27 protein-coding genes, 1 riboswitch and 1 other annotated feature are annotated in these 26673 nt (G+C 38.1%); of the genes, 3 read left to right on the top strand and 24 right to left on the bottom strand.

Going from position 1 to position 26673, the window contains the following annotated elements:
* Window positions 1-2: 2 nt before the first annotated feature.
* The 6 genes from purM to purC form a co-directional block, all read right to left on the bottom strand.
* Window positions 3-1043 (bottom strand): phosphoribosylformylglycinamidine cyclo-ligase, encoded by a 1041-nt coding sequence (gene purM / locus IGJ50_RS07065; protein ID WP_069640830.1) that lies wholly within the window; start codon window positions 1041-1043, stop codon window positions 3-5.
* 77 nt (window positions 1044-1120) lie between these two features.
* On the bottom strand, window positions 1121-2560 hold the full coding sequence (gene purF / locus IGJ50_RS07060) for an amidophosphoribosyltransferase (RefSeq protein WP_429949633.1): 1440 nt from the start codon (window positions 2558-2560) through the stop codon (window positions 1121-1123).
* Window positions 2545-4767, bottom strand: coding sequence for a phosphoribosylformylglycinamidine synthase subunit PurL (purL, locus tag IGJ50_RS07055; RefSeq protein WP_429949631.1), 2223 nt, complete (start codon window positions 4765-4767; stop codon window positions 2545-2547). The genes purF and purL overlap by 16 nt, the downstream gene beginning before the upstream one ends.
* Entirely contained in the window at window positions 4764-5447 is a 684-nt protein-coding gene (gene purQ / locus IGJ50_RS07050; protein ID WP_207120532.1) for a phosphoribosylformylglycinamidine synthase subunit PurQ, read from the bottom strand. Before purQ ends, purL begins: the two co-directional genes overlap by 4 nt.
* A 1-nt stretch (window position 5448) precedes the next feature.
* On the bottom strand, window positions 5449-5697 hold the full coding sequence (gene purS, locus IGJ50_RS07045; protein WP_207120555.1) for a phosphoribosylformylglycinamidine synthase subunit PurS: 249 nt from the start codon (window positions 5695-5697) through the stop codon (window positions 5449-5451).
* A 22-nt stretch (window positions 5698-5719) separates the two neighbouring features.
* The gene (gene purC, locus IGJ50_RS07040) at window positions 5720-6436 is read right to left on the bottom strand and encodes a phosphoribosylaminoimidazolesuccinocarboxamide synthase (protein ID WP_069640834.1); all 717 of its coding nucleotides are present in this window, start codon (window positions 6434-6436) and stop codon (window positions 5720-5722) included.
* A gap of 296 nt (window positions 6437-6732) precedes the next feature.
* Between purC and IGJ50_RS07035 the strand changes: the two genes are divergently transcribed.
* Window positions 6733-7119, top strand: coding sequence for a hypothetical protein (locus IGJ50_RS07035; protein WP_069640835.1), 387 nt, complete (start codon window positions 6733-6735; stop codon window positions 7117-7119).
* 79 nt (window positions 7120-7198) lie between these two features.
* A complete protein-coding gene (locus IGJ50_RS07030; protein WP_069640836.1) occupies window positions 7199-7522 on the top strand; it encodes an inorganic pyrophosphatase in 324 nt (107 codons plus the stop codon).
* A gap of 54 nt (window positions 7523-7576) precedes the next feature.
* Here the strand turns inward: IGJ50_RS07030 and purB are convergent, their stop codons facing one another.
* The 9 genes from purB to IGJ50_RS06985 form a co-directional block, all read right to left on the bottom strand.
* A complete protein-coding gene (gene purB, locus IGJ50_RS07025) occupies window positions 7577-8872 on the bottom strand; it encodes an adenylosuccinate lyase (protein ID WP_069640837.1) in 1296 nt (431 codons plus the stop codon).
* A gap of 18 nt (window positions 8873-8890) precedes the next feature.
* Window positions 8891-10021, bottom strand: a complete 1131-nt coding sequence (purK, locus tag IGJ50_RS07020) for a 5-(carboxyamino)imidazole ribonucleotide synthase (RefSeq protein WP_069640838.1) — start codon at window positions 10019-10021, stop codon at window positions 8891-8893.
* Window positions 10005-10493 (bottom strand): 5-(carboxyamino)imidazole ribonucleotide mutase, encoded by a 489-nt coding sequence (gene purE / locus IGJ50_RS07015; protein WP_069640839.1) that lies wholly within the window; start codon window positions 10491-10493, stop codon window positions 10005-10007. Before purE ends, purK begins: the two co-directional genes overlap by 17 nt.
* A 167-nt stretch (window positions 10494-10660) precedes the next feature.
* Complete coding sequence (locus tag IGJ50_RS07010; RefSeq protein WP_429949627.1) at window positions 10661-11974, bottom strand: nucleobase:cation symporter-2 family protein; 1314 nt, start codon at window positions 11972-11974, stop codon at window positions 10661-10663.
* Window positions 11975-11976: 2 nt separating this feature from the next.
* Window positions 11977-12558 carry a xanthine phosphoribosyltransferase gene (locus IGJ50_RS07005; protein WP_069640841.1) on the bottom strand — a complete coding sequence of 194 codons (582 nt, stop codon included), beginning with the start codon at window positions 12556-12558 and terminating at the stop codon, window positions 11977-11979.
* Between the two features lie 83 nt (window positions 12559-12641).
* Window positions 12642-12739, bottom strand: a riboswitch (purine riboswitch).
* A gap of 124 nt (window positions 12740-12863) precedes the next feature.
* Complete coding sequence (locus tag IGJ50_RS07000; RefSeq protein WP_069640842.1) at window positions 12864-13547, bottom strand: hydrolase; 684 nt, start codon at window positions 13545-13547, stop codon at window positions 12864-12866.
* Between the two features lie 27 nt (window positions 13548-13574).
* A complete protein-coding gene (locus IGJ50_RS06995; protein WP_069640843.1) occupies window positions 13575-14198 on the bottom strand; it encodes a glycoside hydrolase family 73 protein in 624 nt (207 codons plus the stop codon).
* Between the two features lie 93 nt (window positions 14199-14291).
* Complete coding sequence (locus IGJ50_RS06990; protein ID WP_069640844.1) at window positions 14292-14498, bottom strand: hypothetical protein; 207 nt, start codon at window positions 14496-14498, stop codon at window positions 14292-14294.
* 20 nt (window positions 14499-14518) lie between these two features.
* On the bottom strand, window positions 14519-15040 hold the full coding sequence (locus IGJ50_RS06985; protein ID WP_069640845.1) for a hypothetical protein: 522 nt from the start codon (window positions 15038-15040) through the stop codon (window positions 14519-14521).
* A 276-nt stretch (window positions 15041-15316) separates the two neighbouring features.
* On the opposite strand from IGJ50_RS06985, the gene IGJ50_RS06980 reads away from it, so the two are divergent.
* Window positions 15317-16270 carry a Gfo/Idh/MocA family protein gene (locus IGJ50_RS06980; RefSeq protein WP_207120535.1) on the top strand — a complete coding sequence of 318 codons (954 nt, stop codon included), beginning with the start codon at window positions 15317-15319 and terminating at the stop codon, window positions 16268-16270.
* 82 nt (window positions 16271-16352) lie between these two features.
* Here IGJ50_RS06980 and argS read toward each other — a convergent pair whose 3' ends face one another.
* From argS to IGJ50_RS06935, 9 genes are all read right to left on the bottom strand, one after another.
* Window positions 16353-18044, bottom strand: a complete 1692-nt coding sequence (gene argS / locus IGJ50_RS06975; RefSeq protein WP_069640847.1) for an arginine--tRNA ligase — start codon at window positions 18042-18044, stop codon at window positions 16353-16355.
* A 194-nt stretch (window positions 18045-18238) separates the two neighbouring features.
* Window positions 18239-18444 (bottom strand) — a binding site (T-box leader).
* A 61-nt stretch (window positions 18445-18505) separates the two neighbouring features.
* Window positions 18506-19546, bottom strand: a complete 1041-nt coding sequence (tsaD, locus tag IGJ50_RS06970) for a tRNA (adenosine(37)-N6)-threonylcarbamoyltransferase complex transferase subunit TsaD (protein ID WP_069640848.1) — start codon at window positions 19544-19546, stop codon at window positions 18506-18508.
* Window positions 19543-20013, bottom strand: a complete 471-nt coding sequence (gene rimI, locus IGJ50_RS06965; protein ID WP_207120537.1) for a ribosomal protein S18-alanine N-acetyltransferase — start codon at window positions 20011-20013, stop codon at window positions 19543-19545. Before rimI (IGJ50_RS06965) ends, tsaD begins: the two co-directional genes overlap by 4 nt.
* A gap of 3 nt (window positions 20014-20016) precedes the next feature.
* Window positions 20017-20565, bottom strand: coding sequence for a ribosomal protein S18-alanine N-acetyltransferase (gene rimI / locus IGJ50_RS06960; protein ID WP_069640850.1), 549 nt, complete (start codon window positions 20563-20565; stop codon window positions 20017-20019).
* Entirely contained in the window at window positions 20549-21268 is a 720-nt protein-coding gene (tsaB, locus tag IGJ50_RS06955) for a tRNA (adenosine(37)-N6)-threonylcarbamoyltransferase complex dimerization subunit type 1 TsaB (protein ID WP_207120557.1), read from the bottom strand. The genes rimI (IGJ50_RS06960) and tsaB overlap by 17 nt, the downstream gene beginning before the upstream one ends.
* Before the next feature lie 130 nt (window positions 21269-21398).
* Window positions 21399-23435 (bottom strand): penicillin-binding transpeptidase domain-containing protein, encoded by a 2037-nt coding sequence (locus IGJ50_RS06950; protein ID WP_207120538.1) that lies wholly within the window; start codon window positions 23433-23435, stop codon window positions 21399-21401.
* 294 nt (window positions 23436-23729) lie between these two features.
* A complete protein-coding gene (locus IGJ50_RS06945) occupies window positions 23730-24959 on the bottom strand; it encodes a zinc-binding dehydrogenase (RefSeq protein ID WP_429949621.1) in 1230 nt (409 codons plus the stop codon).
* Window positions 24960-24980: 21 nt separating this feature from the next.
* A complete protein-coding gene (locus IGJ50_RS06940; RefSeq protein ID WP_069640854.1) occupies window positions 24981-25841 on the bottom strand; it encodes a mannose/fructose/sorbose PTS transporter subunit IID in 861 nt (286 codons plus the stop codon).
* Between the two features lie 11 nt (window positions 25842-25852).
* On the bottom strand, window positions 25853-26668 hold the full coding sequence (locus IGJ50_RS06935) for a PTS mannose/fructose/sorbose transporter subunit IIC (RefSeq protein ID WP_069640855.1): 816 nt from the start codon (window positions 26666-26668) through the stop codon (window positions 25853-25855).
* Window positions 26669-26673: the final 5 nt, after the last annotated feature.

Genomic DNA, 26673 nt, shown 5'->3' with positions numbered 1-26673 from the left:
TTTTACACCTCTTTAAACACAATCGATTGTTTCGATTTAGCCGTTATCTTGCCGAGAATATAACTTGGTTCATCGCATTTAGTTAACATCATTTGAACGGCATCAATTTTTTCTGGGGAAATAGCTAAAACCATGCCTATTCCCATATTGAAAATCTCATACATTTCCATAGCTGGAATTTCTCCGTATGTTTCCAATGCAGTAAAAATCGGCAACTGCGGCCAACTTCCTAATTTCACTTCTGCCGACAAATGATCTGGAAGCATTCTTGGAATATTTTCTATAAAACCGCCTCCTGTAATATGGGCGATTCCATTCACTAGTTCCTGTTTGATCAGTGGGAGTAATGATTTTACATAAATTTTAGTTGGGATCAGTAATTCCTCTCCTAATACTTTCCCCATGAGTTCTGGTAGTGCGCTCTCTCCAGTCAATCGATGGCTTTCAAAGAAAATTTTACGTACAAGTGAATAACCGTTTGAATGAAGCCCACTTGAAGGTAATCCTAGAAGAACGTCTCCTTCTTGAATCTTGTTTCCCGTGATTAATTGACTTTTTTCAGCAACCCCTACAGCAAAACCAGCTAAATCATAATGATCATCCTGATACATCCCTGGCATTTCAGCTGTTTCACCGCCAATCAGCGCTGCACCTGCTTGGATGCATCCTTCAGAAATGCCTGCAACCACAGATTCCAAACGCTCTGGTACATTTTTTCCTGTCGCAATATAATCTAAAAAATAGAGCGGTTCCGCGCCCTGAGCAACGATGTCATTTACACACATTGCCACACAATCGATCCCAATCGTCTCATGTTTATTTTCTTGGATCGCAATCATTAATTTGGTTCCCACACCATCTGTTCCTGAAATCAATACGGGCTCCTTCACATCTACCACACTTAAATCAAAACAACCGCCAAAACCGCCAAGCGCGCCCATCATACCCGCACGTTCCGTTCGTTCGACATGTTTTTTGATTCTTTCCACCACTTCATAACCAGCTTGTACATCAACTCCAGCTTTTGCATAGGCATTTGCCATCATAGTTCCTCCTTATTTAGAAAACTGAGCAGGCTCGTTTTATCTTGATAAAGAATAGTTTTCAATCGTTTTTCTGACTAGACAAAACTGATCTTCTCTTTAAAAGATGCTTGGTATTTCTCCTCATAATCATATAATGGCGTTGGATAGTCTCCATTGAAATAAGCCATACACAGTCCTGAATAAGGCGCATCATAGTTCAATCCAATCGCCTCAATCAAGCCTTGTTCACTTAAAAACTTTAATGAATCAGCAGTAATCAGCTTCTTGATTTCAGCTACCGAGTGATTAGCTGCAATCAATTCTTTTCTTGTCTGGATGTCGATACCATAAAAACAGGGAAACCTCAACGGCGGAGACGCAATTCGTACATGAACTTCTTTTGCTCCTGCATCTTTAAGTAACTGCACAATACGACGGCTTGTCGTGCCACGAACAATTGAATCATCTACCATGATCACTCTTTTACCTTCTACTACACCACGAACTGCAGATAGTTTCATCCTAACGCCTTGTTCTCTCAACTCCTGAGTAGGTTGGATAAAGGTGCGTGCAATGTATTGATTTTTCACTAAGCCCATCTCATAAGGAATACCGCTTGCCTCAGCGTAACCACTCGCAGCTGATAATGATGAGTTCGGTACTCCAACCACCATATCGGCTTCGATCGGTGCTTCTTTAGCCAAGCGTTTCCCCATATTTTTACGTGCTGTATGCACATTTATTCCGGCAATATTTGAATCTGGTCTAGCAAAATAAATATATTCCATTGAGCAAATCGCATACTGAGTATCATCTGTGTATTTCTCTATTTTATAACCCGTATCGTCGATAATGACCACTTCACCTGGTCCAACATCACAGACAAAGGCTGCCCCGCTAACTTCTAATGCACAAGTCTCACTAGCAATCACGTACGCTCCATTCTTCATTTGTCCGAGAGATAACGGTCGAAAAGCATTAGGGTCAAGCGCTGCGATCATAGCTGTTTCAGTCATCAGCAGGTAGGCAAAACCGCCTTTAACCGTTCGTAAACTTTCCTTTAGTTGTTCAATAAATGTTATTTGTTTGCTACGACGAATGAGATGCATCAAAATTTCGGTATCTGAGTTAGAATGAAAAATCGCACCTTCTTTTTCTAATTCTTTACGAAGGCTTTTCGCATTGGTCAGATTACCATTATGAGCTAAACCACATGCACCATCATAAAATTTAAACAAAAATGGTTGAATATTATCCACGCTTCCATTTCCAGAAGTTGCATATCGAACATGACCAATTGCAGAATTTCCGCTTAACGAAGCGAATGAACGATCATCTTTAAAAACATCTGAAAGCAATCCTAGCCCTCGATAGCCATTCAATTTCCCTTCATTATTAGAAACAATTCCCGCACCTTCTTGGCCTCGATGCTGTAAACTATGCAAACCAAAGTATGTCACCCGTGCGGCATCTGGATGTCCCCAAATGCCAAAAATTCCGCATTCTTCATTTAAACTTTTCATTTCATAAGACATGGAATTGCTTCCTCCCATAGTTCTTTGGCCATTTGCGTCATGATACTGATTTTTTGATCATTTGTTTGAATTTCAATTACGCCTGTATCTGTTACTTTTCCAAGGAACTGTGCATTTCTTTGACTCATTTCTTCAAGCAACGCTTGATTATCCGGCCTGATCGATACAATAAATCTTGACTGCGTTTCAGAAAATAGTAGTGCTGTTGGCGTATCTACAGCAACATCCATACCAAATTCATTTTTAAAGGCCGATTCAACTAATGCGATTGCTAAACCGCCTTCTGAACAATCATGGGCACTTTCAATCACTCCAGCTTTGATTGCCGTTAATACAAACTGCTGAATATCTTTTTCAATCGATAAGTCAAAATCCATCAATTTACCTTCTATAAAACCCAACATCATTTTTTGTAGCTCACTGCCATTGAAATCGGCTTTTGTCTCACCTATCAGATAGATCAAATCACCTGCATGTTTAAATTCTTGCGTTGTTATATGTGATAAATCTGTGATCAAACCAACCATGCCAATTACTGGTGTTGGGTAAATAGCCTTACCATTGGTCTCATTGTATAAAGAAACATTTCCTGAAATTACTGGTGTTTCCAATACTTCACAAGCCTTAGCAATGCCATCAGCTGAAGTCCAAAGCTCCCAGAAACCTTCTGGCTTATCCGGTGATCCATAATTTAGACAGTCTGTGATAGCTAAGGGTTGTCCACCGCTAGCTACAATATTTCTTGCGGCTTCCGCCACAGCAATTTGCCCGCCGATTTCTGGATTTAAATAAAGGTATCTAGCATTACAATCCGTTGTCATCGCAAGCGCCTTTTTCGTTCCACGTACGCGTAAAACAGCTGCATCACTCCCTGGTAATACAACAGTATTGGTGCGTACTTGGGCATCGTAGGTTTCGTAGATCATTTTTTTAGACGCGATCGTCGGCTGCTGTAATAAACGTAATAATGTTTCTGTACCATTGAGAATGTTTGGATGAAAATCAGCCTGTTTCTCAAAATTTTCAATTCTTGCTGGTACTTTTCGCTCCTTATTGTACACAGGGGCATCCTCTGCTAATGCATCGACTGGTAAATTTGCGACTTCAACACCGTTATGATTTAAGCGATATAATCCATCATCTGTAACGATGCCAATTGAGACAGCATCTAATTCATATTTTTTAAAAAGCGCAACGACTTCTGCTTCATGTCCTTTTTCTACACAAATCAACATCCGTTCTTGTGATTCTGATAACATCATTTCATAAGGCGTCATTCCTGTTTCACGCTGAGGCACATTATCCAACTCTAAAATCAAACCAGAACCTGCTTTAGAAGCCATTTCCGCACTTGATGAGACTAATCCTGCAGCCCCCATATCTTGAATGCCCACCAAAATATCCGCATGCTCTAAGATCAACTCTAAGCATGCTTCAAGCAATAGTTTTTCCATAAACGGATCACCGACTTGAACAGCCGAGCGCTGTTGTTCTTCGCCTGCTACAAATTCCTCTGAAGCGAATGTTGCGCCATGAATGCCGTCGCGTCCTGTTTTCGCACCAACATACATAACCACATTTCCAACTCCTTTGGCTTGGCCTTTTTGGATGTCTTTATGATCGATCAACCCGACACACATTGCATTTACCAAAGGATTATCTTCATAGCATGGATCAAAAGCTATTTCACCGCCCACTGTGGGAATGCCAATACAATTGCCATACCCACTGATCCCTGCTACAATTTCTTCTAAAAGATAGTTGGTTCGCTGGTTGGTTAGCTCACCAAAACGTAGCGAATCTAAAATGGCAATCGGTCTAGCGCCCATACTAAAGATATCTCTGATTATACCGCCAACACCCGTTGCTGCTCCTTCATACGGTTCAACAGCTGAAGGATGATTATGACTTTCCGCTTTGAAAACAACTGCTTGACCATCGCCAATATCTACAATTCCAGCACCTTCGCCAGGTCCTTGTATGACTTGAGGACCTGATGTAGGAAATTTTCTTAACACGGGCTTTGAGTTTTTATAGGAACAGTGTTCACTCCACATGACAGAAAAGAGTCCTGTTTCCGTATAATTTGGCATACGTTTTAAAATATCTTGTTCAATCATTCGATATTCTTCATCGGTCAATCCCCATTCAGCATAAATGCGTTGTTCTTTAATTTCTTGTGGTGTTGGCTCTTTTCCTTTCATCATGCATCTGCCCTACTCTTTCCATAATTTTTTACAATTGATTTGAAAAAGCGTAGCCCGTCATCCGATCCTAACAAACGTTCGACTGCGCGCTCTGGATGCGGCATCATCCCTAAAACATTCCCTTTTTCATTAATGATGCCTGCGATATTTGCAAGACTGCCATTAGGATTTTCATCCGCATAAGTAAAAACGATTTGCTGATTCTCTTTTAATTGCTTCAAAGTTGCGTCATCACAATAATAATTCCCTTCTCCATGAGCCACAGGGAGTTCAATCACTTCATTTTCTTGGTATTCTGAGGTAAAGTTTGTTTGATTATTTGCGACTTTTAGACGCGTTGTCTTACAAACAAAATGAAGCGATTCATTGCGAAGTAAAGCTCCAGGTAAAAGTCCTGCTTCTGTCAATATTTGAAAGCCATTACAGGTACCAAAAATTGGTTTTCCTTCATCTGCTAAACGGATCACTTCACTAATGACTTTTGAGAATCGAGCAATCGCACCACATCTAAGATAATCTCCATACGAAAATCCACCTGGAATCAGCACGCCATCAAATCCAGCCAAGCTGTCTGCATCATGACGAACATATTCAGCCTCTTCACCTAAAATATCCTTGACCGCCCATAGTAGATCCATGTCACAATTTGATCCTGGGAAAACGAGTACTGCAAATCTCATCTTATCTTTCCTCCTGGATTTCATATCGATAGGTTTCCATATTGACATTGGCCAACAACTTATCACAAATGGCTTCAATGACGCCTTCAATCGGTTGATCTGTTTTCATTACCTTCATTTCAAAATACTTACCAATCCGAACAGCATCAATCTCATCAAATCCTAGTCGATGAATAGCTCCTTTGACTGCTTCACCCTGTGGATCTAGTACTGAATCTTTGTACGTAACATAAATTTTCACATCATACATCATCGTCGATTCTCCTTTATTTTTAATCAAACCTTTTGTTTAAACGATTAAGAACTTCTTGATAGACTGGAACAAGATCTCCTAAATTTCTGCGATAAACGTCTTTGTCTAGATGTTCATCTGTTTGTTTATCCCACAAACGACAAGTATCAGGTGTAATTTCATCTGCCAATAAAACTGTCCCATCTGCTCGTCTGCCAAACTCTATTTTAAAGTCCACCAAACGGATATCAATTGCTTCAAACAAAATGCTCAGTGCTTTATTTATCTTATAAGCTTCATTTTTTATTCTCTCAATTTCTTGATTCGATGCAAGGTTCAAAATTTTAACGTGGTCGTCATTGATAAATGGGTCATCTAAATCATCATCTTTGTAATAAAATTCTAAGACTGGAAATTCAAGAGGCTTACCTTCTGGTATTGCCAAACGTTTCGCAAAGCTGCCTGCGGAAATATTTCGAATTACCACTTCTAAAGGAATTATTTCTAGTTTCTCCACTAATTGTTCGCATTTTGATATTTTCTTAATAAAATGATTTTGAAGATTTGCTCGCTTTAGCTGTTCGAAAATGAGAGCGGTAATTTCATTATTCAAACTGGCTTTTCCATCCATAGCATCTTTTCTAGCGCCATTCAAAGCCGTTGCTTGATTTAGATATTCTACCCATAAAATCTGTGGATCATCTGTTTCAAACAATCGTTTCGCTTTCCCTTCGTATAACAAAGACTTTGGTTTCACGGTACACAACGCTCCTTACGTACATTTTTTAAAATAAAACTAAAATAGTTCGTATTTAACTTGTTTACAGTTTAACAAGAGTTAAACTATCAGTCAACTTTTCGTTAACATTAATTTGCATAAAAATAAAGAACGTTCGTATTTAGACCTTTTTTGGAAATCAGCTAACGAATGTGGAAAACAGAAAAAGCTTGTAAGCATTTACAACTATCAAGAAAAATGATATGCTAAACAAAAATAGATTAAAAAAACTATTTTAATTTTTCCAGTAACGATTTTTGGGAGGGAATACAAGGATGACTAGCGATTATGACAATTTGGCGCAGGAATTTTTGGCAGGACTGGTACCGGAAGAAAGAACAAAATTATATAACGATTTACTAGCATTAGAAGAAGTCCACAAATTAAATCAGTATAGTTCTTATTACACATTTAAAAATTTGAAACGAGCGCTACATCGACATTCAGAAAGACGGAAACGAACTTTCCGCTATCTGAATAAGTTTAATAACGAATTAGTGATCCACCAAATACATGAGCAACATTTTTTCAAAAACAATTACTGTATCCATGTCTATTTCAACTCACAAGAATGTAATTATCTTTTTATTGATCACTTACTTTCTATGTTGAAAGCTCCAGTAAAAGCACCAATGCGAAATTTTCAAGAACTTACAGTTTGATAATACTAGAAGTTATCTAGAGCAATGGCTAAAACGCTTAACGTTTTAGTCATTTTTCAACTAAAAAAAGGAAAACACTATGGAGAAATTAAAAGTTAACGTAACAATTGACCGACCAATCGGCTACAAAGATTCATTCGGGACGATCTATCCAATCAACTATGGCTATATTGCTGGTGTGATCGGCGGAGAGGAGGAGGAACAAGATGCCTATATTCTGAACGCAACGTCCGATCCATTGAGTCATTTTATCGGTGTGATAACAGCCGTGATTCATAGAAATGACAATAATGAAACAAAATGGGTCGTAATTCCTGAAAAATCATCAATCACTGAAAAAGAAATACTTGAGCAAACTCATTTTATAGAACAATATTTTGACAGCTACATAGAGATGCTTTGAGCAAAAAAATAGCAGCAGGATCACACTAATGTGACTCCGCTGCTATTTTTCAGTTTACGATAGACCAACGCGATCAAAAATAATATCAACATTCTTTAAATGATAATTATAGTCAAATGCGTCGTCTAATTCTTCTTTTGATAAAATTGACGTGATCTTTTCATCGGCTTCTAAAAGTGGTCGAAATGCTGTTTGATGATCCCAAGCATACGCCGTTTTCGGCTGAACTAGGTCATATGCCGCTTCTCTTGTCATGCCATGATCGATTAACTTCAACAAAACACGTTGGCTGTAAATCAAGCCATAGGTCGCTTCCATATTTCGTTTCATATTATCTGGAAATACGGTTAAATGTTTAACAATGTTCGAAAAACGGTTCAACATATAATCCAATAAGATCGTTGTATCAGGGATAATGATTCGCTCTGCAGAAGAATGAGAGATATCACGTTCATGCCACAACGTCACATTTTCATAGGCTGTCATCATATGCCCGCGAATTACACGAGCAAGACCAGTCATATTTTCTGAACCAATCGGGTTGCGCTTATGAGGCATCGCTGACGAGCCTTTTTGCCCTTTAGCAAAGAATTCTTCCACTTCGCGAGTTTCTGATTTTTGCAGTCCACGAATTTCAGTCGCAAATTTCTCAATACTTGTCGCCACTAAAGCCATAGCAGATAGATATTCTGCATGGAGGTCTCGTGGTAACACCTGGGTAGAAATTTCTTGCGCCCGAATCCCTAGATGTTCACAAACATACTCTTCTACAAACGGCGAGATGTTTGCAAATGTTCCTACTGCACCACTAATTTTCCCAGCTTCTACACCTTTGGCGGCATGTTCAAAACGTTCTACATTTCGTTTCATTTCAGAATACCATAAAGCTAATTTCAACCCAAAAGTTGTTGGCTCAGCATGAACACCATGAGTTCTTCCCATCATTACAGTATGTTTATGCTCTCTCGCTTTTTCACCTATAATTGCAGTAAACTTGTTTAAATCTTCTCGCAATATATCATTCGCTTGTTTTAATAAATAACCATAAGCAGTATCCACTACATCAGTGCTAGTTAGACCATAATGGACCCATTTGCGTTCTTCACCTAACGTTTCTGACACTGCACGAGTAAAGGCCACTACATCGTGTCTCGTTTCTGCTTCTATTTCTACTATGCGCGCTACATCAAAAGAGGCATTGTCACGGATTTTTTGAACATCCTCTTTCGGAATATCCCCTAATTCAGCCCAGGCTTCATCTGCTAATATTTCTACTTCTAGCCAAGCATTGTAGCGATTCTCATCTGTCCAAATAGCACCCATTTCAGGTCGTGTATAACGATCGATCATTCGATTTTTTGCTCCTTTTTAATCCCAAATATTGGTTTGATATACCTCTTCTAGTGTTTCAAAAATATCCTCGGTCAAAATAGTGATATGTCCCATTTTTCGCCCTTTTTTCGCCTCTGCTTTGCCGTAATAATGAAAATGCCAATCCGGCTTTTCAGAAATCACATCCATCGTTTCATAAATCTCATTGCCTAAAATATTGACCATCACTGCCTCAGACAATAGCTCAACTTCTGGTAACGGCCAACCGCAAATCCCACGAATATGGGCATCAAATTGACTCATAGAACAAGCTTCAATCGAGTAATGTCCCGAGTTATGTGGTCTTGGTGCTAACTCATTTACATATATACCGCCGTTACTTGTCAGAAACATTTCGACAGCCAATGTACCAGCTAAATCGATCGACTCTGCAATCACACGTGCAATTCGTTGAGCTTCCTCAATAACTTCTTCATCGACTCTTGCCGGAGCAATCGTTTCATGTAGAATATTATTCCGATGAATATTTTCAACAACAGGAAATACAGTATACTCTCCAAGGCCATTTCCGCTAACTAAAACTGAAATTTCCTTTTCAAAAGGAATCCAAGCTTCTAATACACAAGTCCCTTCTCTAAGAATATTCATCGAAGGGGCCAAGTCAGAAGTGCTATATAAAACAAACTGCCCTTTACCATCATACCCACCACGAGTTGTTTTCAACACACAAGGATAGCCAATACCATCAATGGCATCTTGGATATCTGTCGGACTTACAATTGTAGCAAATGGTGCAATAACGATGTTGTTTGATTCTAAAAAAGATTTTTCTAGTAAGCGATCTTGTGTAATAGCCAAAAGATCCGTCCCTTGAGGAATGCTTACTAGATCCTGAACATGAACTAATGCTCCTACATCAACATTTTCAAATTCATACGTTAAGACTTGGGAACGATTAGCCAGCTCTTCTAAAGCCTCGATGTCATCATAATCAGCTAATAAATGCCAATCAGCGACTTGAGCAGCAGGACAGTCGACAGTTGGATCTAAGACGCCCACACGAAAACCCATTTCTCGTGCACTTAAAGCCATCATTCTACCTAATTGTCCGCCACCGATAATACCGATCATTTGTCCCGGTAGTAAAGGTTTATTCAAGTTCATCACTACTTTCCATCACAGTTTCTTCAAGAAATTGACGTTTTGCATCTAATTTCCCTGCTAACTCTACATCATACATGGAAAGCATCTGAACTGCAAGTAGTCCGCTATTAAGTGCCCCAGCTTTTCCTATCGCAGTCGTTGCAACAGGTACTCCACCTGGCATTTGAACGATCGACAGTAATGAATCTAATCCATTCAATGTTTTAGATTGAATTGGAACACCAATTACTGGTAAAGTTGTTTTAGCTGCAATCATTCCAGGCAAATGTGCCGCACCGCCAGCACCTGCAATGACCACTTTAACACCTCGTCCACGTGCCTGTTCAGCAAATTTAAACATATAATCTGGTGTACGGTGTGCCGATATTACTTTCTTTTCATAAGGAATACCAAACTCTTCTAAACAATCACAGGCATATTTCATTGTTGGCCAATCAGAAGTACTTCCCATAACAACTGAAACTATGACAGACATACTATTCCCCTCTCTTATTCTATTCTTCTTTATTTTAGCAATGGAATAAGAGCGTGTCAAAATAAAATCGAATATTAAATTTATTTTTAATATAAACGTTCGGAATAGAGCGACAAAAAAGAAAAACCGAAACAAACTCCGGTTTTTCTCTACACTCATTACTCGACTCACGTTTCACTTTTTAGACCGTTGAACAATAAATTTAAAATAATTGCTGTCAAACTACTCATCACGATCCCATTTCCAGTAAACATTCTTACCGTTTCTGGCATATGTTGGAATAATGTCGGTATCATATTAAAGCCTAGTCCAAAACCAATTGAAATCGCAATGATCAATAAATTTTTGTCGTTATTATAATCTACCTTCGATAACATCCGCATCCCCTGAACGGCTACCATACCGAACATCACTAACATTCCGCCACCCAATACTGGTTCTGGGATGATTTGAGCAACTGCGCCAACCTTAGGCAGCAACCCTAAAGCGATCAGAAAAAATGCCGAATAGTAGATGGGGCGTCGTGTTTTGATTCCTGAAAGCTGTACTAATCCAACATTCTGAGAAAATCCGGTATAAGGGAACGTGTTAAAGATACCGCCTAAAATAACAGCTAAACCTTCTGCACGATAGCCTTTTTTCAATTCTTCTTCCCCGATTCGCTTGCCGGTGATATCACCTAAAGCAAAATAGACACCTGTTGATTCCACCATGCTAACAATCGAAATAATGATCATCAAGATGATTGAAGAAATATCAAAAGTCGGTGTACCAAAATAAAAAGGTTGAGGGAAATGAAACCATGTTGCTTCTCCAACTGGTGCTAAATCAACTTGACCTAAAATTGCCGCAAGGACAGTCCCAGCAACTAAACCAACTAAAACCGCAATTGATTTGATGAAGCCTTTACCCCAAACCTGAATCACAATGATCAAAGCAATTGTTACAAAAGCTAAAAGTAAGCTCGTACTATCTCCAAAAGCAGGATCAGTAGCTAATCCTCCCCCCATCTTTTCAACAGCAACAGGTATCAGCGTTAAACCGATAACAGTAATCACAGTTCCAGTTACTAAAGGCGGAAACAATTTTTTGATTTTTGAAAATATACCTGATACTAAGACCACAAAAATACCAGAAGCAATGATCGAGCCGTAAATCGCTCCAATTCCTTTATCGCTACCGATCATGATCAATGGCGCTACTGCTTGTATAGCACAACCAAGCACTACTGGTAAGCCGATACCGAAGAATTTATTTACAGTCAGCTGCAGCAATGTTGCAATACCACACATAAAAATATCGATTGAAATCAAATAGGTCATTTGTTCGGAATTAAAATTTAAACCTGTTCCAATCAATAACGGTACTGCTACGGCTCCAGCATACATGGCTAATAAATGCTGCAATCCTAAAACAGCTGCTTTTCCATTTCCAGTTTCACTTTGCTGGATTTGTCCTTTTTGATTCTCTTTACTTTCCAAGTTTATGCATCCCCTTCAAGAAATTCAACTGCACCATTATTCAATGAGGCAATACGTGCTAACGACACAACACGTAAGTCCATTTTTTCTAATAAATCTCGTCCATCTTGGAAAGATTTCTCAATGACAATCCCGATCCCATCAACTGTTGCACCAGCTTGTTGGCACAATTCGACTAAGCCCTTCGCCGCTTGACCGTTCGCTAAAAAGTCATCAATGATCAACACATTATCTTCGCTTGATAAAAATTTTCTTGAAATAGAAATTTGGCTAGTTACTTGTTTAGTAAACGAATAAACAGAAGAAGTCAATAATTCTTCATCCATTGTTAAGCTTTTTGCTTTGCGGGCAAAAATCATTGGCACTTCTAATTTTTTAGCTGCAAAAAGCGCAGGTGCAATCCCCGATGCTTCGATCGTCACAACTTTTGTAATACCCGATTTTGCAAATACCTCTGCAAAGCGATAGCCGATTGCTTCCATTAGATTAGGATCGACTTGATGGGTAACAAAACTATCTACCTTTAAGACACCTTCTCCTAAAACTCGACCATCTTCTTTGATTCGTTGTACTAATTCTTCCACTTTTTCCGACTCCTTCATCAATTTTTATAGGGTTGATGCTTATAAAAAAACAAAAAGACCTTTTCTGCATAAGCAAAAAAGGTCAAAGACTCTTTTTCACTTATAGACCAACGTTTACGGTGTTGGGTAGAAACGGTCAACCATATTATGACCATATATAAGCTTCTTGTATTAGTATACAATAGTACAAAACTCTGAAAATTTCAATGAAAAAAATGAATTCCGTTGAAATTCTCAGAGTATCTATCGAATCCTTATTTGTAATCAATTTCATTTCCTACATTTTTATCACAATACGAACAATCTTAATGATCATTCTTTTTTTCCAAACTGCGATATTTGTCCATTTTATGACTGAAAAGCTCACCATTACTAGGCGGCGTATATGTAATTGCATTCGCTCCGGCAGCAATTGTTTCAGTGATTGATTCATCTGTTGGCCCGCCTGTTGCAATAATTGGTAATTCAGGATATTTATCTCGGAAAAACTTAACTGTTTTAGCAGTGTCTTTACCAGCACTAATATTGATCATCGTAACACCCGCTGTTATTTTTTCATCAATAGGCGTATGAATCGAAGTGACTGTACTGACCACCGGAATATCTACGACCTCACAAACCATCTCTACGGTCTCAATAGGTGTGGGGCCGTTTAACACGACGCCGATCGATCCTTGTGCTTCTGCAAACAAGCTCATATATGCAGAGCGTTGTCCTTGTGTCAGTCCACCACCTACACCTGAAAAAACAGGGATGTCTGCGGCTTCAATAATACTTTTAGTAATCGCTGGATGCGGTGTAAAAGGATACACAGCGATTACTGCGTTTGCATCTGTGTTTCGAATAATAGCAATATCAGTCGTAAAAATAATTGATTTGATTTTTTTCCCAAAAATCCGAATACCACTGGCCTTTTTGATTACTTTCGGTACTTGTACAATGTCTTGTTTCAAAGGTGTAACAATTTCTGGTACCCACTTTTCATCCATTCCCACCACTCCTTTTTACTTCATTGATCAATGATCATATTGATTGAGATCATAACTCTCGATCACGTGAATCACCTTATCTGCATACGTAGGATCTGTTGCATAGCCGGCCTCTTGTAATGCGCGTGCAGCCTGTTTATAGTTTTTCGCTAAAAGGACATTTTCATACAGTCGGGGATTCCATGTCACACCATTAACAAATAAACGCGTGTGATCGTCCATTGATTCTTCCCAGGTATTGTAAACTCTAAAATCTCCCTGAATCACAATCCATTCTTCATTGATGTATTCTCTAGTCTCAAGATTGATTTTTTTTTGGTCACCATACGCTTTGATCCCAAATAAGTTGTTATACTTTGAAGCAAGAGTACTCTGTCCCCAATTTGATTCTAAAATGCCTTGACCTATAATAATACTGGGTAAAACACCATAAGACGCTTGCAATTCTTTCGCATGAGGGCTTATTCGATCGATAAACTGTTCTTTTGATACTTCTTCTTTTTGCTGAGCAGTTTCTTCTATTGTTTTTGAGCTGTCTGATAATACATTGATTGAAAAAACAAACGCTATACCAACGATCAGTAATCCTGCAAAAAGCATTGGTAAATTAGTTTTTCTTATTTTTTTCTTCTTATACCTTTGACTATTCATACATTCCCTACTTTGTTTTGTATTCGTTTCCGTATTAATCCTTCTTAGTTTAGGATAATGGCTGACTGATTATATCAGTTTTTTTTCATACAATCAATCAATAGCTGTTGTAGTCATAGTTGTCGATGTTTTCATTTGTATTTCAGACGTAGATATACTGGTTGAAACGGTTGTACTTGTTTCTTCGGTGCTCTCATTTGTATTATTATTTTTATCTTTTGAGGCTGGATGACCAAATAAGACAAAAATTACAGCACCTAGTACTATGATAACCGATAAAATACCTAAAATTTGTTTCAAAAAAAAACTCCCTTACTTCCTTATTCACCAACGTAAGTACCCATCAAATTTTCATTTACCCAATCAAGCAATTCTACTTTTGAGCCTTCTAATTGTCCTTGTAAGGTAGCTGGCAATCGGAAAGTGACAATATCATCAAATCCCCATTCACCGTAAGACAGCGTGACTTTTAAATCAATAAATGCTTGTTCTTTTTCTTCATGGTTTGCTTTTGATGGAATCAACTCAGCAATACCAGCTCCTGATTGCAGCCATTTTTTAGCGATTAGTGTTTTTAAACGTTTGTATTCTGAAACAGCAATATTTCTTTTTTCTGGGAACAGAACGGTTTGACGTAATATTTTTTGTGTCAACATCCATTCATAATCAGAAAATAAGTTTTTTACTTTTTGCATTTGCTCACTCGTTAAATTGACTCTACCTTTTTTCCAGTTATCCCAATTTTCTTTTGAGGTTTGGAGATAGTCTGTATAAAATTTTTCTTCTGTTTCAAATTGCTCAATAATTGCATCAATAAGAATATCTATATACATTTGGTGCATGACTTTCGCCTCCTTTCCTTATTTTACTGAAAATATCCGAAAAATGCATCTCTTTGGATCACTTATTTCTATTTTTTTAAGAAACATTCAATTTTTCCCGATAAATAATCAAACATCTTCAGACTTCTAATCAAAATATCCCTTCATTTCCAACTTCTCATGTATAATAAAATTACTGAGTTTCCCAACCTGATACGTTTGTTCAGCATCAACCAAAAATTACTTTACTCAGTAGCTGGATTAAACCATCCGCTTCTAAAATTAGGAGGAATCATTATGAAACAATACAACTGGGGCATCATTGGACTTGGAGATATCGCAGCCAGCTTTGCGAATAGTTTCCACCAAGAGAACAGCCGTATCGCTGCGGTTGCATCTAGAACCTTAACAAAAGCGCAAACATTTGCTAAGGAACATGCTATTTCTACAGCCTATGGATCATTTGAAGAATTATTAGCTGACGACTTGATCGATATTATCTATATTGCTGTACCTAATCGACAACATATTTCACATATTTTAAAAGCATTGGAAGCTGGTAAACACGTTCTTTGCGAGAAAGCCATCACGATGAACAGTGAAGAATTGACCGTAGCAATAAGATTGGCTGAAGAAAAAGGGTTGATACTGGCCGAGGCGATGACGATTTTCAATATGCCTTTATATCACGAATTGAAAAGCCTGATTGATGCGAATCGTTTTGGTAAATTAAAAATGATTCAAGCACCTTTTGGTAGCTATAAAGAGCCTGACCCTAACAATCGCTTCTTTAATCCAGATTTAGCTGGCGGTGCTCTTTTGGATATTGGAACATATGCAGTATCTTTTGTTCGTTGGTTCTTTACTGCTCAGCCTAAGGTCATAGCTTCAGTTATGCAGCCATTTTCAACTGGTGTAGATGAGCAATCAGCAACGATTCTACAAAATGACGTACAGGAAATGGCAACTGTTTCCTTAAGTTTTCAAGCAAAAATGCCTAAGCAAGGGATTGTAGCTTTTGAAGAAGCGTATATTGTGATCAACGAATACCCACGCGCAGATGAAGCAAAAGTCTATTTTAATGATGGAACGGTGGAAACAATCATTTCAGGTGATACTAACGAAGCATTGAATTATGAAATTACAAACATGATCAAAATGATCGAAGGAACATTACCGAATCAATCACTTTTTTTAACAAAAGACGTCATCGATCTATTAGATCAAATGCAACAAACTTGGATAAATTAATATAATCGCCTCTAATTGTTGTATTCATTTACGACAATTAGAGGCGATTATTCTTAAATCAATCTTTAATCAATAGATCAGATTACATTTCATTTGGCGCATGTAAACCAAGCAATCTTAAATCTTCCTTGATAATTGTTGCCATGGCATAAACTAAAGCTAAACGTGATTCTTTTTGTTCATCGTCAGCTAAAATTTTAACATGAGCATAGTATTTGTTAAAGGCTTGTGCAACTTGGATCGCATGTTTTGCAATCACTGATGGTTCATATTTATCAGCTGCTTGGATAACAACTTCTGGGAATTTTTGCAATAACTTGATCACTTCCCAGCTCTCTTTATCATCTAAGGCATATTCTTTTGTCTCATCAATCGTAAAATCAGCTTTCCTTAATATACTCATTGCACGTGCATGAGTATATTGCACATAGGGGCCTGTTTCCCCTTCAAAACGAACAACTTCCTCTAAGGCGAAGTCAAAATTATTCAAGCGATCATTTTTCAAATCATGGAAAATAACTGAACCGATCCCCACTTGTCTAGCCACTTCTTCGCGATTTGGCAAATCAGGATTTTTTTCCATAATTTGCTGATTTGCTAGTTCAACTGCTTCGTTTAATACCTCTTCTAATAAAACAATTTTCCCTTTACGAGTTGATAATTTTTTACCACCTTGAGTAATCAATCCAAATGGAATATGATGCATATCTTTAGACCAATCAAATCCAAGTTCGTTTAAAACAGCTTTCAATTGTTTGAAGTGATTACTTTGCTCATTCCCTACAACGTAGACTGCTTTTGCAAAATCATATGTCCGTTTGCGATAAACAGCCGCAGCTAAATCCCGTGTAATATAAAGCGTGGCCCCATCTGATTTTTTGATCAATGCTGGATTCAAATCATAAGCAGATAAATCAACGATTTCTGCTCCTTGATTTTCTTGTAATAAATGTTTTTCTTCTAACATTGTAACGATTTCAGTCATTTTATCATTGTAGAAAGCTTCTCCATTATAAGAATCAAACGAAACTTCCAGCATTGCATATATTTTGTCAAACTCTTTCAACGATTCTGTACGGAACCATTGCCATAGTTCTGTTGCTTGTGCATCGCCTTCTTCTAGTCGTTTAAACCAAGCACGAGCTTGTTCATCTAGTTCAGGTTGTGTTTCAGCTTCTTCATGAAAGTGCACATATAGACGTAATAATTCAGTGATAGGTGCCGTTCTAACAGCCTCTTCAGAACCCCATTTTTTGTAAGCCACGATCAACTTACCAAATTGAGTGCCCCAATCGCCTAAGTGATTGATGCGAATCGGGGTGTAGCCGATTTTTTCAAGAATAAAAGCAATCGAATTCCCAATAACAGTCGAGCGCAGATGTCCCATCGAAATTGGTTTAGCGATATTAGGTGACGACATATCAATCGGGACGTTTCCCTTTTCACCGATCGAACTATCTCCGTAATGTCCTTTTTCTTTTGCAATTTGGCCGATGACTGTTTGACTGACCATTTTTTTATTCATGAAAAAGTTCAAATAAGGTCCAACTACTTCAATTTTTTCAAAGTCTGTTCCACCAATTTTCTCTGCTAGATCAGCCGCAATTTGTTGCGGTGCTTTGCGGTATACTTTAGCTAATGAAAAGGCTGGAAAAGCAACGTCTCCATGATCGGCAGATTTAGGATTTTCCAATAATTCTGTAACTGTTTCTAATGATAGGTCTTCTTTTACCACTTCAAAAATGGCTTTTGCTACGATTTCTTTGTTGTTCATAAATATCCTCCTGATGGTTGATTATATTGTTTAAAAGGTAACTTCTCTCACTTTATTTTTCAACTATTCTTCATCCTCCACTCTAGCTATGCCAATCGTACTCCTTCGATTTTTAGAGCTTTAGCTCTTATAAATTGATGAGATCACACAAAGTGGAGTGATGAACAACAAAAAAGTCTCTAGTGTTAAAAAACACCAGAGACGAGATTTTCCCGCGGTACCACTCTAATTGTTCATTCTTTGCAAAAGATGAACCCTCTTAATCTAGTAACGGTAGATAACCGTCTGCCTATGCAGATTCTCCAAAGTGCGTTTCCTTCATTTGATTATCTTCGGCTTTCACCCTCCCGAAATCGCTTGGTTAATTCTAATGAAGTACTCTCTTTTTCAATGAATCAATATGAAACTGGATTTATTATAGCAAATATTTATCGCTATGCCTAGTGTTTGGTTGTTGATTTTTACTCTTTAATAGTCATAAAGGTCAAACTAGGATCAGCATTTAATTGATAATCGGCAAAATGACCCTTTTCTGCTTCAACAAAAGCCGCAGCTCCGACCATCGCCGCATTGTCACCACATAATCTAAGCGGTGGCACAATAAAGGTTACTCCTGGTAGTTTTTTTGTAACTTCTGCTCTTAGCCGATCACGTAAGCCTTGATTCGCTGCGACACCACCGGCCATCACTAGCTGCTTAATTGGATACTCTTGGCAAGCACGAATTGTTTTGGCTACTAAAACGTCAATGACACTCTCCTGAAAACTTGCCGCTAAGTCTTGAATCACTAATTCCTCATCTCGTTGCTGCGCATTATGAACTGTATTGATGAAGGAACTTTTCAACCCGCTAAAACTAAAATCATAATTATCTTCCTTAATCATTGCTCGTGGAAATTGATAAGTATCTTGACCTTGATGCGCTAAGTTATCGATTTCTTTCCCACTCGGATAGCTTAATCCTAAAACTCTACCCACTTTATCATACGCTTCACCAGCTGCATCATCTCGTGTTTCGCCGACGATTTCAAATGAGCCTGTTTCTTTCATGTAAACCAGTTCTGTATGACCGCCACTCACTAATAGTGCCATTAAGGGAAATTGCAACGGTTCTACAAATTGGGCTGCATAAATATGGCCAGCCATATGATTCACTGGAATCAACGGTAAATCGTGTGCCCAAGCAAATGCTTTAGCAGCCGAAATCCCAATCAATAACGCCCCAACCAAGCCTGGGCCATAAGTAACACCAACCCCACTCAATTCACTGGGTTTGACATCCGCTGTTGTCAAAGCGTCTTCAATACATAATGTAATCTCTTCCACATGATGACGACTAGCCACCTCTGGCACCACACCGCCAAAACGCTGATGACTTTTGACTTGAGAAGCTACGACATTCGACAATATCAGGGAACCATCTTCAATAATGGCAACACTCGTCTCATCACAACTACTTTCAATAGCGAGTATTAATTTTCTTTCCTTATTAAAAAAAGTCATTGACTCATTTTCACTTCCTTAACAGTTAAACACATGACCACTCCGTCTTCTTTAGGATGACTATAATAATTTTTTCGACGGTTGATGGGTTTGAATCCTTTTTTTTCATATAATTTTTGTGCGTTTGAATTAGACACACGTACTTCTAAAAAAGCCTGAGAAACGTTTTGTTCAACAAAGCGTTGGATCAGTTGATCGATTAATCGACTACCATACCCTTGGTGTTGAAAATCTTTGTTGATCACAACATGAGTGATCTCCACTTCATCTAAAACCAAGTGATAACTGACAAAACCAAGCCATTGTTCTTGGTCGATCAGCACAAGATAATCACTCGTTTTTTGAGTTAAGTCAAGGCTAAATTGTTCTAGGGACCACGGCGAACCATCACTGTATGACTGATTGCTTAAAGTCCAAAGTTTTTCCGCCGCCTGATTTACTGATAATTGTTCTTTTGAATAATACATCTTTCACTCTTCTTTTAAGTGTAACATCATTTCTAATGCATCTTCTTTATTTTCCGAATAATAGGCTGGTTTGATCGTATTCGAAACAAAACCCAGTTTCCGATATACACGTTGAGCATTTTTATTGCTGATCCTTACTTCTAAAGAAATTGTTTGACAATCGTTGACTCTTGCAAATTCCTGGACCTCTCTGATCAAAAAACTACCAATTCCATTTCCTTGATATTGAGTCAAAACAGCGACATTTGTAATGTGCGCATCTTTACCAAATATCCGACATCCAACAAAACCAATCGTTTGCTCATCCTTTTGAATAAGTAAATATAAGTGCGGCTCTGCTGCTTGAAGTTCCATCAAAAATGCTGTTTTTGTCCAAGGTAATTCCCCAGCATAGACTTCTCTTTCAATCGAAAGAAGATCTTTGATATCATCAAGTACAATTGCACGTATAAAATATTCTTGCTTTGAAATTTCGACCGTTCTGGCATCATAGGGTCGATTTTTAAAGAATTTTCCTAGAATACTATGAAAAAGATTAAATTTTTTCAACATAATTTTCTACCTCTGATGTATGTTCTTTTAGCCAATTTTCTTCTGCTTCCACACGTTTTAAATAATTAGGCAAAAAGTGGTGAATTTCTGGTTCTGGCTCCGCTTCTCCACCAATTTCCGCAAGAGTCACACCACTGGGAATTTGCCACTGAGTAATTGGATTGATCTGTGCATGGGGTAATACTGATTCGATTTGAACACGGAATTTTTCAACATCTTCTCCAACGAAATAAACTTGTTCAAATTCTTTTAATTCTTTTAACCACACGTCTATTGCAATATGGCGATCTGCTTTGATCATCTTCAGCTTGCCATCAACATATTCATAAGCCCCAGTATAAACATTATTTCTTCGGGCATCAAATACTGGAATAATGGGGCCTTCAATCCGCACACAATTGGCAGCTAAGGTCTTTAAACTTGAAACACCAACTAATTCTTTCTTTAGTGTATACGCAAGTGTTTTCGCTGTCGTTACACCGATTCGTAAGCCTGTATAAGAACCTGGTCCTTGAGCCACAACGATTCGATCAATGTCAGTAGGTGTCAACCCAATATCTTTTACTAATCGTGTGATCGTAGGCATCAAGGTTAAGCTATGGTTTTGTTTTACGGTGATTGTATATTGTCCTAATAGTTTCTTCTCTTCACAAACTGCAACTGCCAACGTTTGATTCGAGGTATCGATTGCTAAAATCCGCACAAAAAAGTCCCTTTCTTTCATCATCTAGTTGGTCTATTGTAGCATATTTTTATTCTTTCGTAAAAACACGAAGGATTAAAAGCAAAAAGAGGCAAAATCGCTTGTTGCGCTTTACCTCTCGCTTGATTGATTAGTTGTTATTCGCTTCTAAATAATCAATCAACGGTTTGCTGATATTGGTTGCCGTATCATTTTTTCGAGAATCTTCTACCATGATCATCGCAGAGAATTTATTATTACTGCGATCCATCGCTAAAAGAAAGCTATTTTCTTTCCCGACTGTATCTTGCTTCTCTTTGATTTCGGCAGTTCCAGTTTTGGCTGCTAAGGAGAAATCTGGATTATACATATTATGAACGTATCCCGTTTCATCTTCTACGCTACCTAACAAATCAGTCACAATTGTATTCGCTGCATTTGCACTGATCACATTTTCTTTCACTTTTGTTTCTTTATTCAGTTCAATTTTCGGATAAACAAGTTTCCCTTCATTTTGGAAAACAGTATACATAGCAGCCTGTTGAATCGGTGTCACTAACAGTTGTCCTTGACCATATCCTGTATCTGCCAATAAAATTTCCGAATTAAATTTATCTTCATTTGAGATTTGTGCTGGATTCATCGGGATCGACAAATCTAGTTTTTCGCCAAAGATAAATTTGTCCAGACCTGTTCTAAATGTTTCTTCACCCATCCGTAAGGTTTGTTCTGCAAAATAAATATTATCAGAATTGACTAATGCTGTTCTTAAATTTACTGGGCTAGCTTCTTTAACTCGGGTCACGAAGTAATCCCCCCAAGATGCATCTTTTTGCCATTTCAAGCCATTGATTGCAATTTCTTCTTCTGGTTTTAAGGTGCCGGCATCTAAGCCAATTCCGCCGGTGATTGTCTTAAAGGTCGATCCAGGCGCATATCCTGTCGCAAATCGGGCAGTAAATGGTAAGTTTTCATTGGTTGCATATGCATCATAATCCGTTTGAGAAATGCCATTCGCCATCTTATTTGGATCAAAGGATGGTGAACTAGCTGCTGCTAATAAATCGCCTTGTTGAGGGGCCATGATCACAGCACTTCCTGGACGATTATTGAAAATGTTATAGGCTTGAGATTGTACATTCTTATCAATCGTCAACTGGATTTTTTCGCCATCCTTTTTATCCACTTGCTGAAGGACACTTTTTGGTGTACCGTCTTCCTGAGTAATCGTGATACTACCGCCGTCTTGTCCTCTTAATTGTTTATCATAAGCCTGCTCTAAACCAACTTTCCCAACAACGCCATTACTACTTAAAGTTGGGTCTTTCTCAATGTCCTCTGCTGTGATTGTGCCAACATAGCCAACCAATTGCGCAGCTGCTTCCTTCAATGGATAATAACGAACAGTCGCATCCTGAGAGGCAGCTCCTTTAGGCAAAGTCGTAACTGGTTCAAAAGAGACTGTTAACGGTACGAAAGAATCCGCTTGGACCCATGATTGCTTGAGTTTTTGTTCGATTTCATCTACAGAAATCTTGAACTGATCACTAAATGCTTTGATATTATTCGTTTTTTCTTGTCCGTCTCCTAGTTTCCCAGGTACAATGCCCACTTGATCAAAAGCTTGGTTGACAGCTAAGCCTTCTCCATTGCGATCGATGATTTCTCCTCGGTTTGCTGCATCTACCCCAATCGAAATTTTGTCTTGTCCTGTCATTTCAGGGAAAATCAGATTAGGCGCCCAGTTGATTTTATATGTGTCAGTATCCTTTTGGATCGTTGTTTTATAGGATAAATCTGTCAGATTGCCAAGTGGCGTAGTCATCTCTAAATTGTAAGTAAATGTGTATTTTCCTTCTTTTTCTTGGGTGACTTTGATGTTTTTGCTCTTGATTCCTTGCGCTTGAATACCAGAAAAAATCGTTTGGTATTTTTCTACAACTTTGGCATCATCATAACCACTTTCTTTTACAGAAGTTTCATTTAGTAATTCAGGTAATTGCTCAAATTCTTGTTTTGAAAGATAGTTTAAAAAAGACTTCGCCGATTTTTCTGCTTTATTCAACTCTTGATTTTTCTGCCACGAACTATAAGCAAAATAACCTCCCGCCAAAACTATTACAGCTGCGGCAGCGCTAATCACTATGATAACTGGTTTATTTCCTTTTTTTTTGGTTACTCTTTCCATTTTCCAATCCCCCAAATCTTGTTTCTTTCTATCTATTCATTATACCTTATTCATCTAAACCTATGATAGAAAAAAGAAGTATTTATCAAAATTATAAATAATTCGACTTTTTTTGCGCTGATAATTATTATAAGTACAATTTTATTTATAGTCAGCGATACAATAATGTTTTCATCTATTCATTTGCAGGTATAGTCAAAAAAATTATGGTAGCAAAAAACTTTATGAAAGCCATAGCTTTTAACCCTAAAAAAGGAAAGCCTCGTATTTTACGAATGACTTTCCTTGTATATTTTAAATTCTATTAAAATTCTTTAGTACATATTCTTCTGCTTCTTTACTCCAAATACCATCAGTCTTGTGAAGGATATCAGCTAATTGAGCATTATGGTTTTCCATTTCCGCTAATGGAAGTAATTTAGAAGACAAATGTGTGTAAACTAACTTCTTCCCTCCACCAATTTCTGGTTGATGCAAGGTTGTCTCGGCTACCGCATCCAACCCTAAAATATGCGTGACGACATTGGCAACTTTTACTTGTTTTGTTTCAATCAGTTCAACAGCCTTGCGCATGTCCTCTGTATTTCCACCTGAAGTTCCAACATAATGAGTGAATGAATAATGTACATCATAGAAATTGATTGGCGCTGAAAATGATTTGTCTTGCGGCCCTGCAAAGAAGTTCAGACAGCCATCTGGGTTCAGTAATTTAGAAGCATCCGCGACAACGTCCGAAACAGGAACCATTACAAAAATATCATCAAATCCTCCAGAAACCGTTTGTTTTAGCACCTCAACTTGATTTTCTAACTCTTTTACATTGAGATATGTCACTTCAATACCATTTTGACTTGGATATAATTTTTCAGCACGTTTTAATTTTTCGTCACTCATATCCGTGATCACAATTTTTTTAGGTGTGGTCGGCCCATGCAAGGCATAATCGATTGCTAATAAGCCCATTGGACCGGTACCGCCCATAATTAGTAGATGACCATCTGATTTGATTCCCATTCTATGTTCATAAGAGCCTTCAATCAAATGATAATTTGCTTCAAATGCGCCAATCACACATGATAAAGGTTCGATCAATGAGCCTTCAAAGTAAGTCTCTCCTTTATATGGAATTAAGCAGTCCTGCTCCATAACATCTCGCGATAAAATGATGTACGTTGCATCTCCTCCTGTATAGGCATAGGAATATCCTGGACAATCTGGACGATCTGGCAATTGAAGGTTTGCTTGTACTACGTAGCGCTCTCCTGCTTGGTATTTCCCTTGCCATTTACTACCCACTTCTAAGATCTCACCGCAAAACTCATGTCCAATAATAATTGGGTTGTTCTCTAAATCTTGCGGTGCCTTTTTGTGTTCTTGACCTTGATTAGCCAGTTTCCATGTAGACATGCAAATACTATCTGTCACAACAGAGGCCAAAATTTCATCCTCTTTAATTTCAGGTAATTCAAACGCTTCTAAGCGCAAATCTTTTTTTCCATATAAACGGACTGCTTTTGTTTCCATCCTAAAATACCTCCAACTATTTTAATTTAAAAGACCTAATCCATACCCTACAATTCCCACTGCGAATAAAACAAAAATCAATACAATCGGACTTACCTTTTTCTTCAATAATTTCATCATTAATAAGGTCAATCCTAAGGCTAACAGCCCAGGAACTAAATCATCCAACACATTTTGAACTGTCGTAACAATCATTTTTCCATCTTGTCCAGGTGTTTTTGACACAACTAAAGGGATATTGATCGTTGTCCACTTAGTCACAAGGACACCCATGATAAATAGCCCTAAAATGGTCGCACCTTCCGTCAATTTCTGCAAAAGATTACCTGACAGATCTTTAACGATGTCTAAACCTTTTCTGAATCCATAAGTTAAACCAAACCATTTCATGCTCAGACGAACGGCATTAAAAGCTATAAAAAAGAGAATAGGACCCAAAATATTCCCAGACAAAGCAAGTGAGGCACCGATTGCTGCTGCAATCGGACGCAGAGTCCCCCAAACTAAGGGATCGCCCACACCTGCTAACGGACCCATCAAGCCCACTTTTAAACTATTGATCGTACCATCATCGATATCAGCGCCACTTGCTTTGGCTTCTTCCATCGCAATCGTTACACCAATCACAGGACCACAGACAGCTGGTGTTGTATTAAAGAATGTTAAATGTCGTTTTAGCGCTTCTGACTGTTCTTCTTTTGTATAGTAAATTCTCTTGATTGTCGGAATCATGTCCACGCAAAAAGCAAGTGCGTGAATCCGTTCATAATTAAAAGATGCTTGTTGAAAGTTTGAAAAAACAAACGTCATCATTAAATCTTTTTTTGTGATGACGGATTGTAAGGGCTGCTCCTCAATCGTTTCGCTCACTATTGTCTCCATTTTTTTCCTCCCTAATCATCTAATTCATCGTCTGCAACAATTGCTCCTGAATAAACCATCTGTTCGTTTGGTTGTAAGGTGAGTGACTTAGTAAAATTAGGATTCAATTGAACATAAATCAATGCAATGATTAAACCAATCACACCAAATGAAAGCAAACTAAATTCCAAATAGCCACCTAAAACAAACCCTAAATAGAAAAATGGCATCAAGTATTTTACACTCATCATATTTAGAACCATGGCATACCCGACTACCACAATAAAGCCGCCAGCAACTGCCAGCCCACCTGTAACGACTTCTGGAATCATTGCCAACATTTTATTGACCATTTCCGCACTAACAAATATGGCAACAATCGTCGCAGGAATCGCTACACGTAGCGCTTGAACAAATAATGCACTAAAATGAAGAAAAATAATTTTGTTAAAAGCTGCCGTCTCGGCTTCTTTATCCGCAGCGTGTTGAAAAGCGACCGTAATCGTCCGAGCAATTACTGTTAAAACTTGGCCTGCTGCGGCCACTGGCAAAGCAATTGCAATACCGGCTTGAATGTCCTGATGCCCGACTACTACTAAGATTGTCGCAATCACACTTGCCAAAGCAGAGTCTGGTGATTGTGCCGCGCCAATATTCATCCAACCTAAAGCAATCAGCTCTAATGTTCCACCTAAAATAATTCCTGTTGTCAGGTCACCTAAAATCAATCCAACAATGGTACATGCAATTAAAGGGCGATGGGTTTGAAATTCATCTAAAACACTCCCCATACCCGCAACACATGAAAAGATAAAAATCAGTACAATTTGAATTATCGATAACGCCATTTTGC

This window comes from Enterococcus sp. AZ101 (assembly GCF_050499005.1).
GTDB lineage: Bacteria > Bacillota > Bacilli > Lactobacillales > Enterococcaceae > Enterococcus_L > Enterococcus_L ureilyticus.
The sequence above is the reverse complement of the archived record's forward strand: the minus strand, read 5'-3'. Positions and strand labels throughout refer to the sequence as shown.

Coding starts and splice junctions, on each gene's coding strand:
- rimI (WP_069640850.1), bottom strand. CDS start 20,565: ATGTTGAAAAAATTTAATCTTTTTCATAGTATTCTAGGAAAATTCTTT.
- IGJ50_RS07035 (WP_069640835.1), top strand. CDS start 6,733: ATGACTAGCGATTATGACAATTTGGCGCAGGAATTTTTGGCAGGACTG.
- IGJ50_RS07000 (WP_069640842.1), bottom strand. CDS start 13,547: ATGGATGAAAAGTGGGTACCAGAAATTGTTACACCTTTGAAACAAGAC.
- purE (WP_069640839.1), bottom strand. CDS start 10,493: ATGTCTGTCATAGTTTCAGTTGTTATGGGAAGTACTTCTGATTGGCCA.
- tsaD (WP_069640848.1), bottom strand. CDS start 19,546: ATGACTTTTTTTAATAAGGAAAGAAAATTAATACTCGCTATTGAAAGT.
- purF (WP_429949633.1), bottom strand. CDS start 2,560: ATGTCTTATGAAATGAAAAGTTTAAATGAAGAATGCGGAATTTTTGGC.
- IGJ50_RS06985 (WP_069640845.1), bottom strand. CDS start 15,040: ATGCACCAAATGTATATAGATATTCTTATTGATGCAATTATTGAGCAA.
- purL (WP_429949631.1), bottom strand. CDS start 4,767: ATGATGAAAGGAAAAGAGCCAACACCACAAGAAATTAAAGAACAACGC.
- IGJ50_RS07030 (WP_069640836.1), top strand. CDS start 7,199: ATGGAGAAATTAAAAGTTAACGTAACAATTGACCGACCAATCGGCTAC.
- IGJ50_RS06935 (WP_069640855.1), bottom strand. CDS start 26,668: ATGGCGTTATCGATAATTCAAATTGTACTGATTTTTATCTTTTCATGT.
- IGJ50_RS06950 (WP_207120538.1), bottom strand. CDS start 23,435: ATGGAAAGAGTAACCAAAAAAAAAGGAAATAAACCAGTTATCATAGTG.
- IGJ50_RS06940 (WP_069640854.1), bottom strand. CDS start 25,841: ATGGAGACAATAGTGAGCGAAACGATTGAGGAGCAGCCCTTACAATCC.
- rimI (WP_207120537.1), bottom strand. CDS start 20,013: ATGTATTATTCAAAAGAACAATTATCAGTAAATCAGGCGGCGGAAAAA.
- IGJ50_RS06945 (WP_429949621.1), bottom strand. CDS start 24,959: ATGGAAACAAAAGCAGTCCGTTTATATGGAAAAAAAGATTTGCGCTTA.
- IGJ50_RS06980 (WP_207120535.1), top strand. CDS start 15,317: ATGAAACAATACAACTGGGGCATCATTGGACTTGGAGATATCGCAGCC.
- argS (WP_069640847.1), bottom strand. CDS start 18,044: ATGAACAACAAAGAAATCGTAGCAAAAGCCATTTTTGAAGTGGTAAAA.
- purM (WP_069640830.1), bottom strand. CDS start 1,043: ATGGCAAATGCCTATGCAAAAGCTGGAGTTGATGTACAAGCTGGTTAT.
- purQ (WP_207120532.1), bottom strand. CDS start 5,447: ATGAGATTTGCAGTACTCGTTTTCCCAGGATCAAATTGTGACATGGAT.
- purB (WP_069640837.1), bottom strand. CDS start 8,872: ATGATCGATCGTTATACACGACCTGAAATGGGTGCTATTTGGACAGAT.
- purS (WP_207120555.1), bottom strand. CDS start 5,697: ATGTATGATGTGAAAATTTATGTTACGTACAAAGATTCAGTACTAGAT.
- IGJ50_RS06995 (WP_069640843.1), bottom strand. CDS start 14,198: ATGAATAGTCAAAGGTATAAGAAGAAAAAAATAAGAAAAACTAATTTA.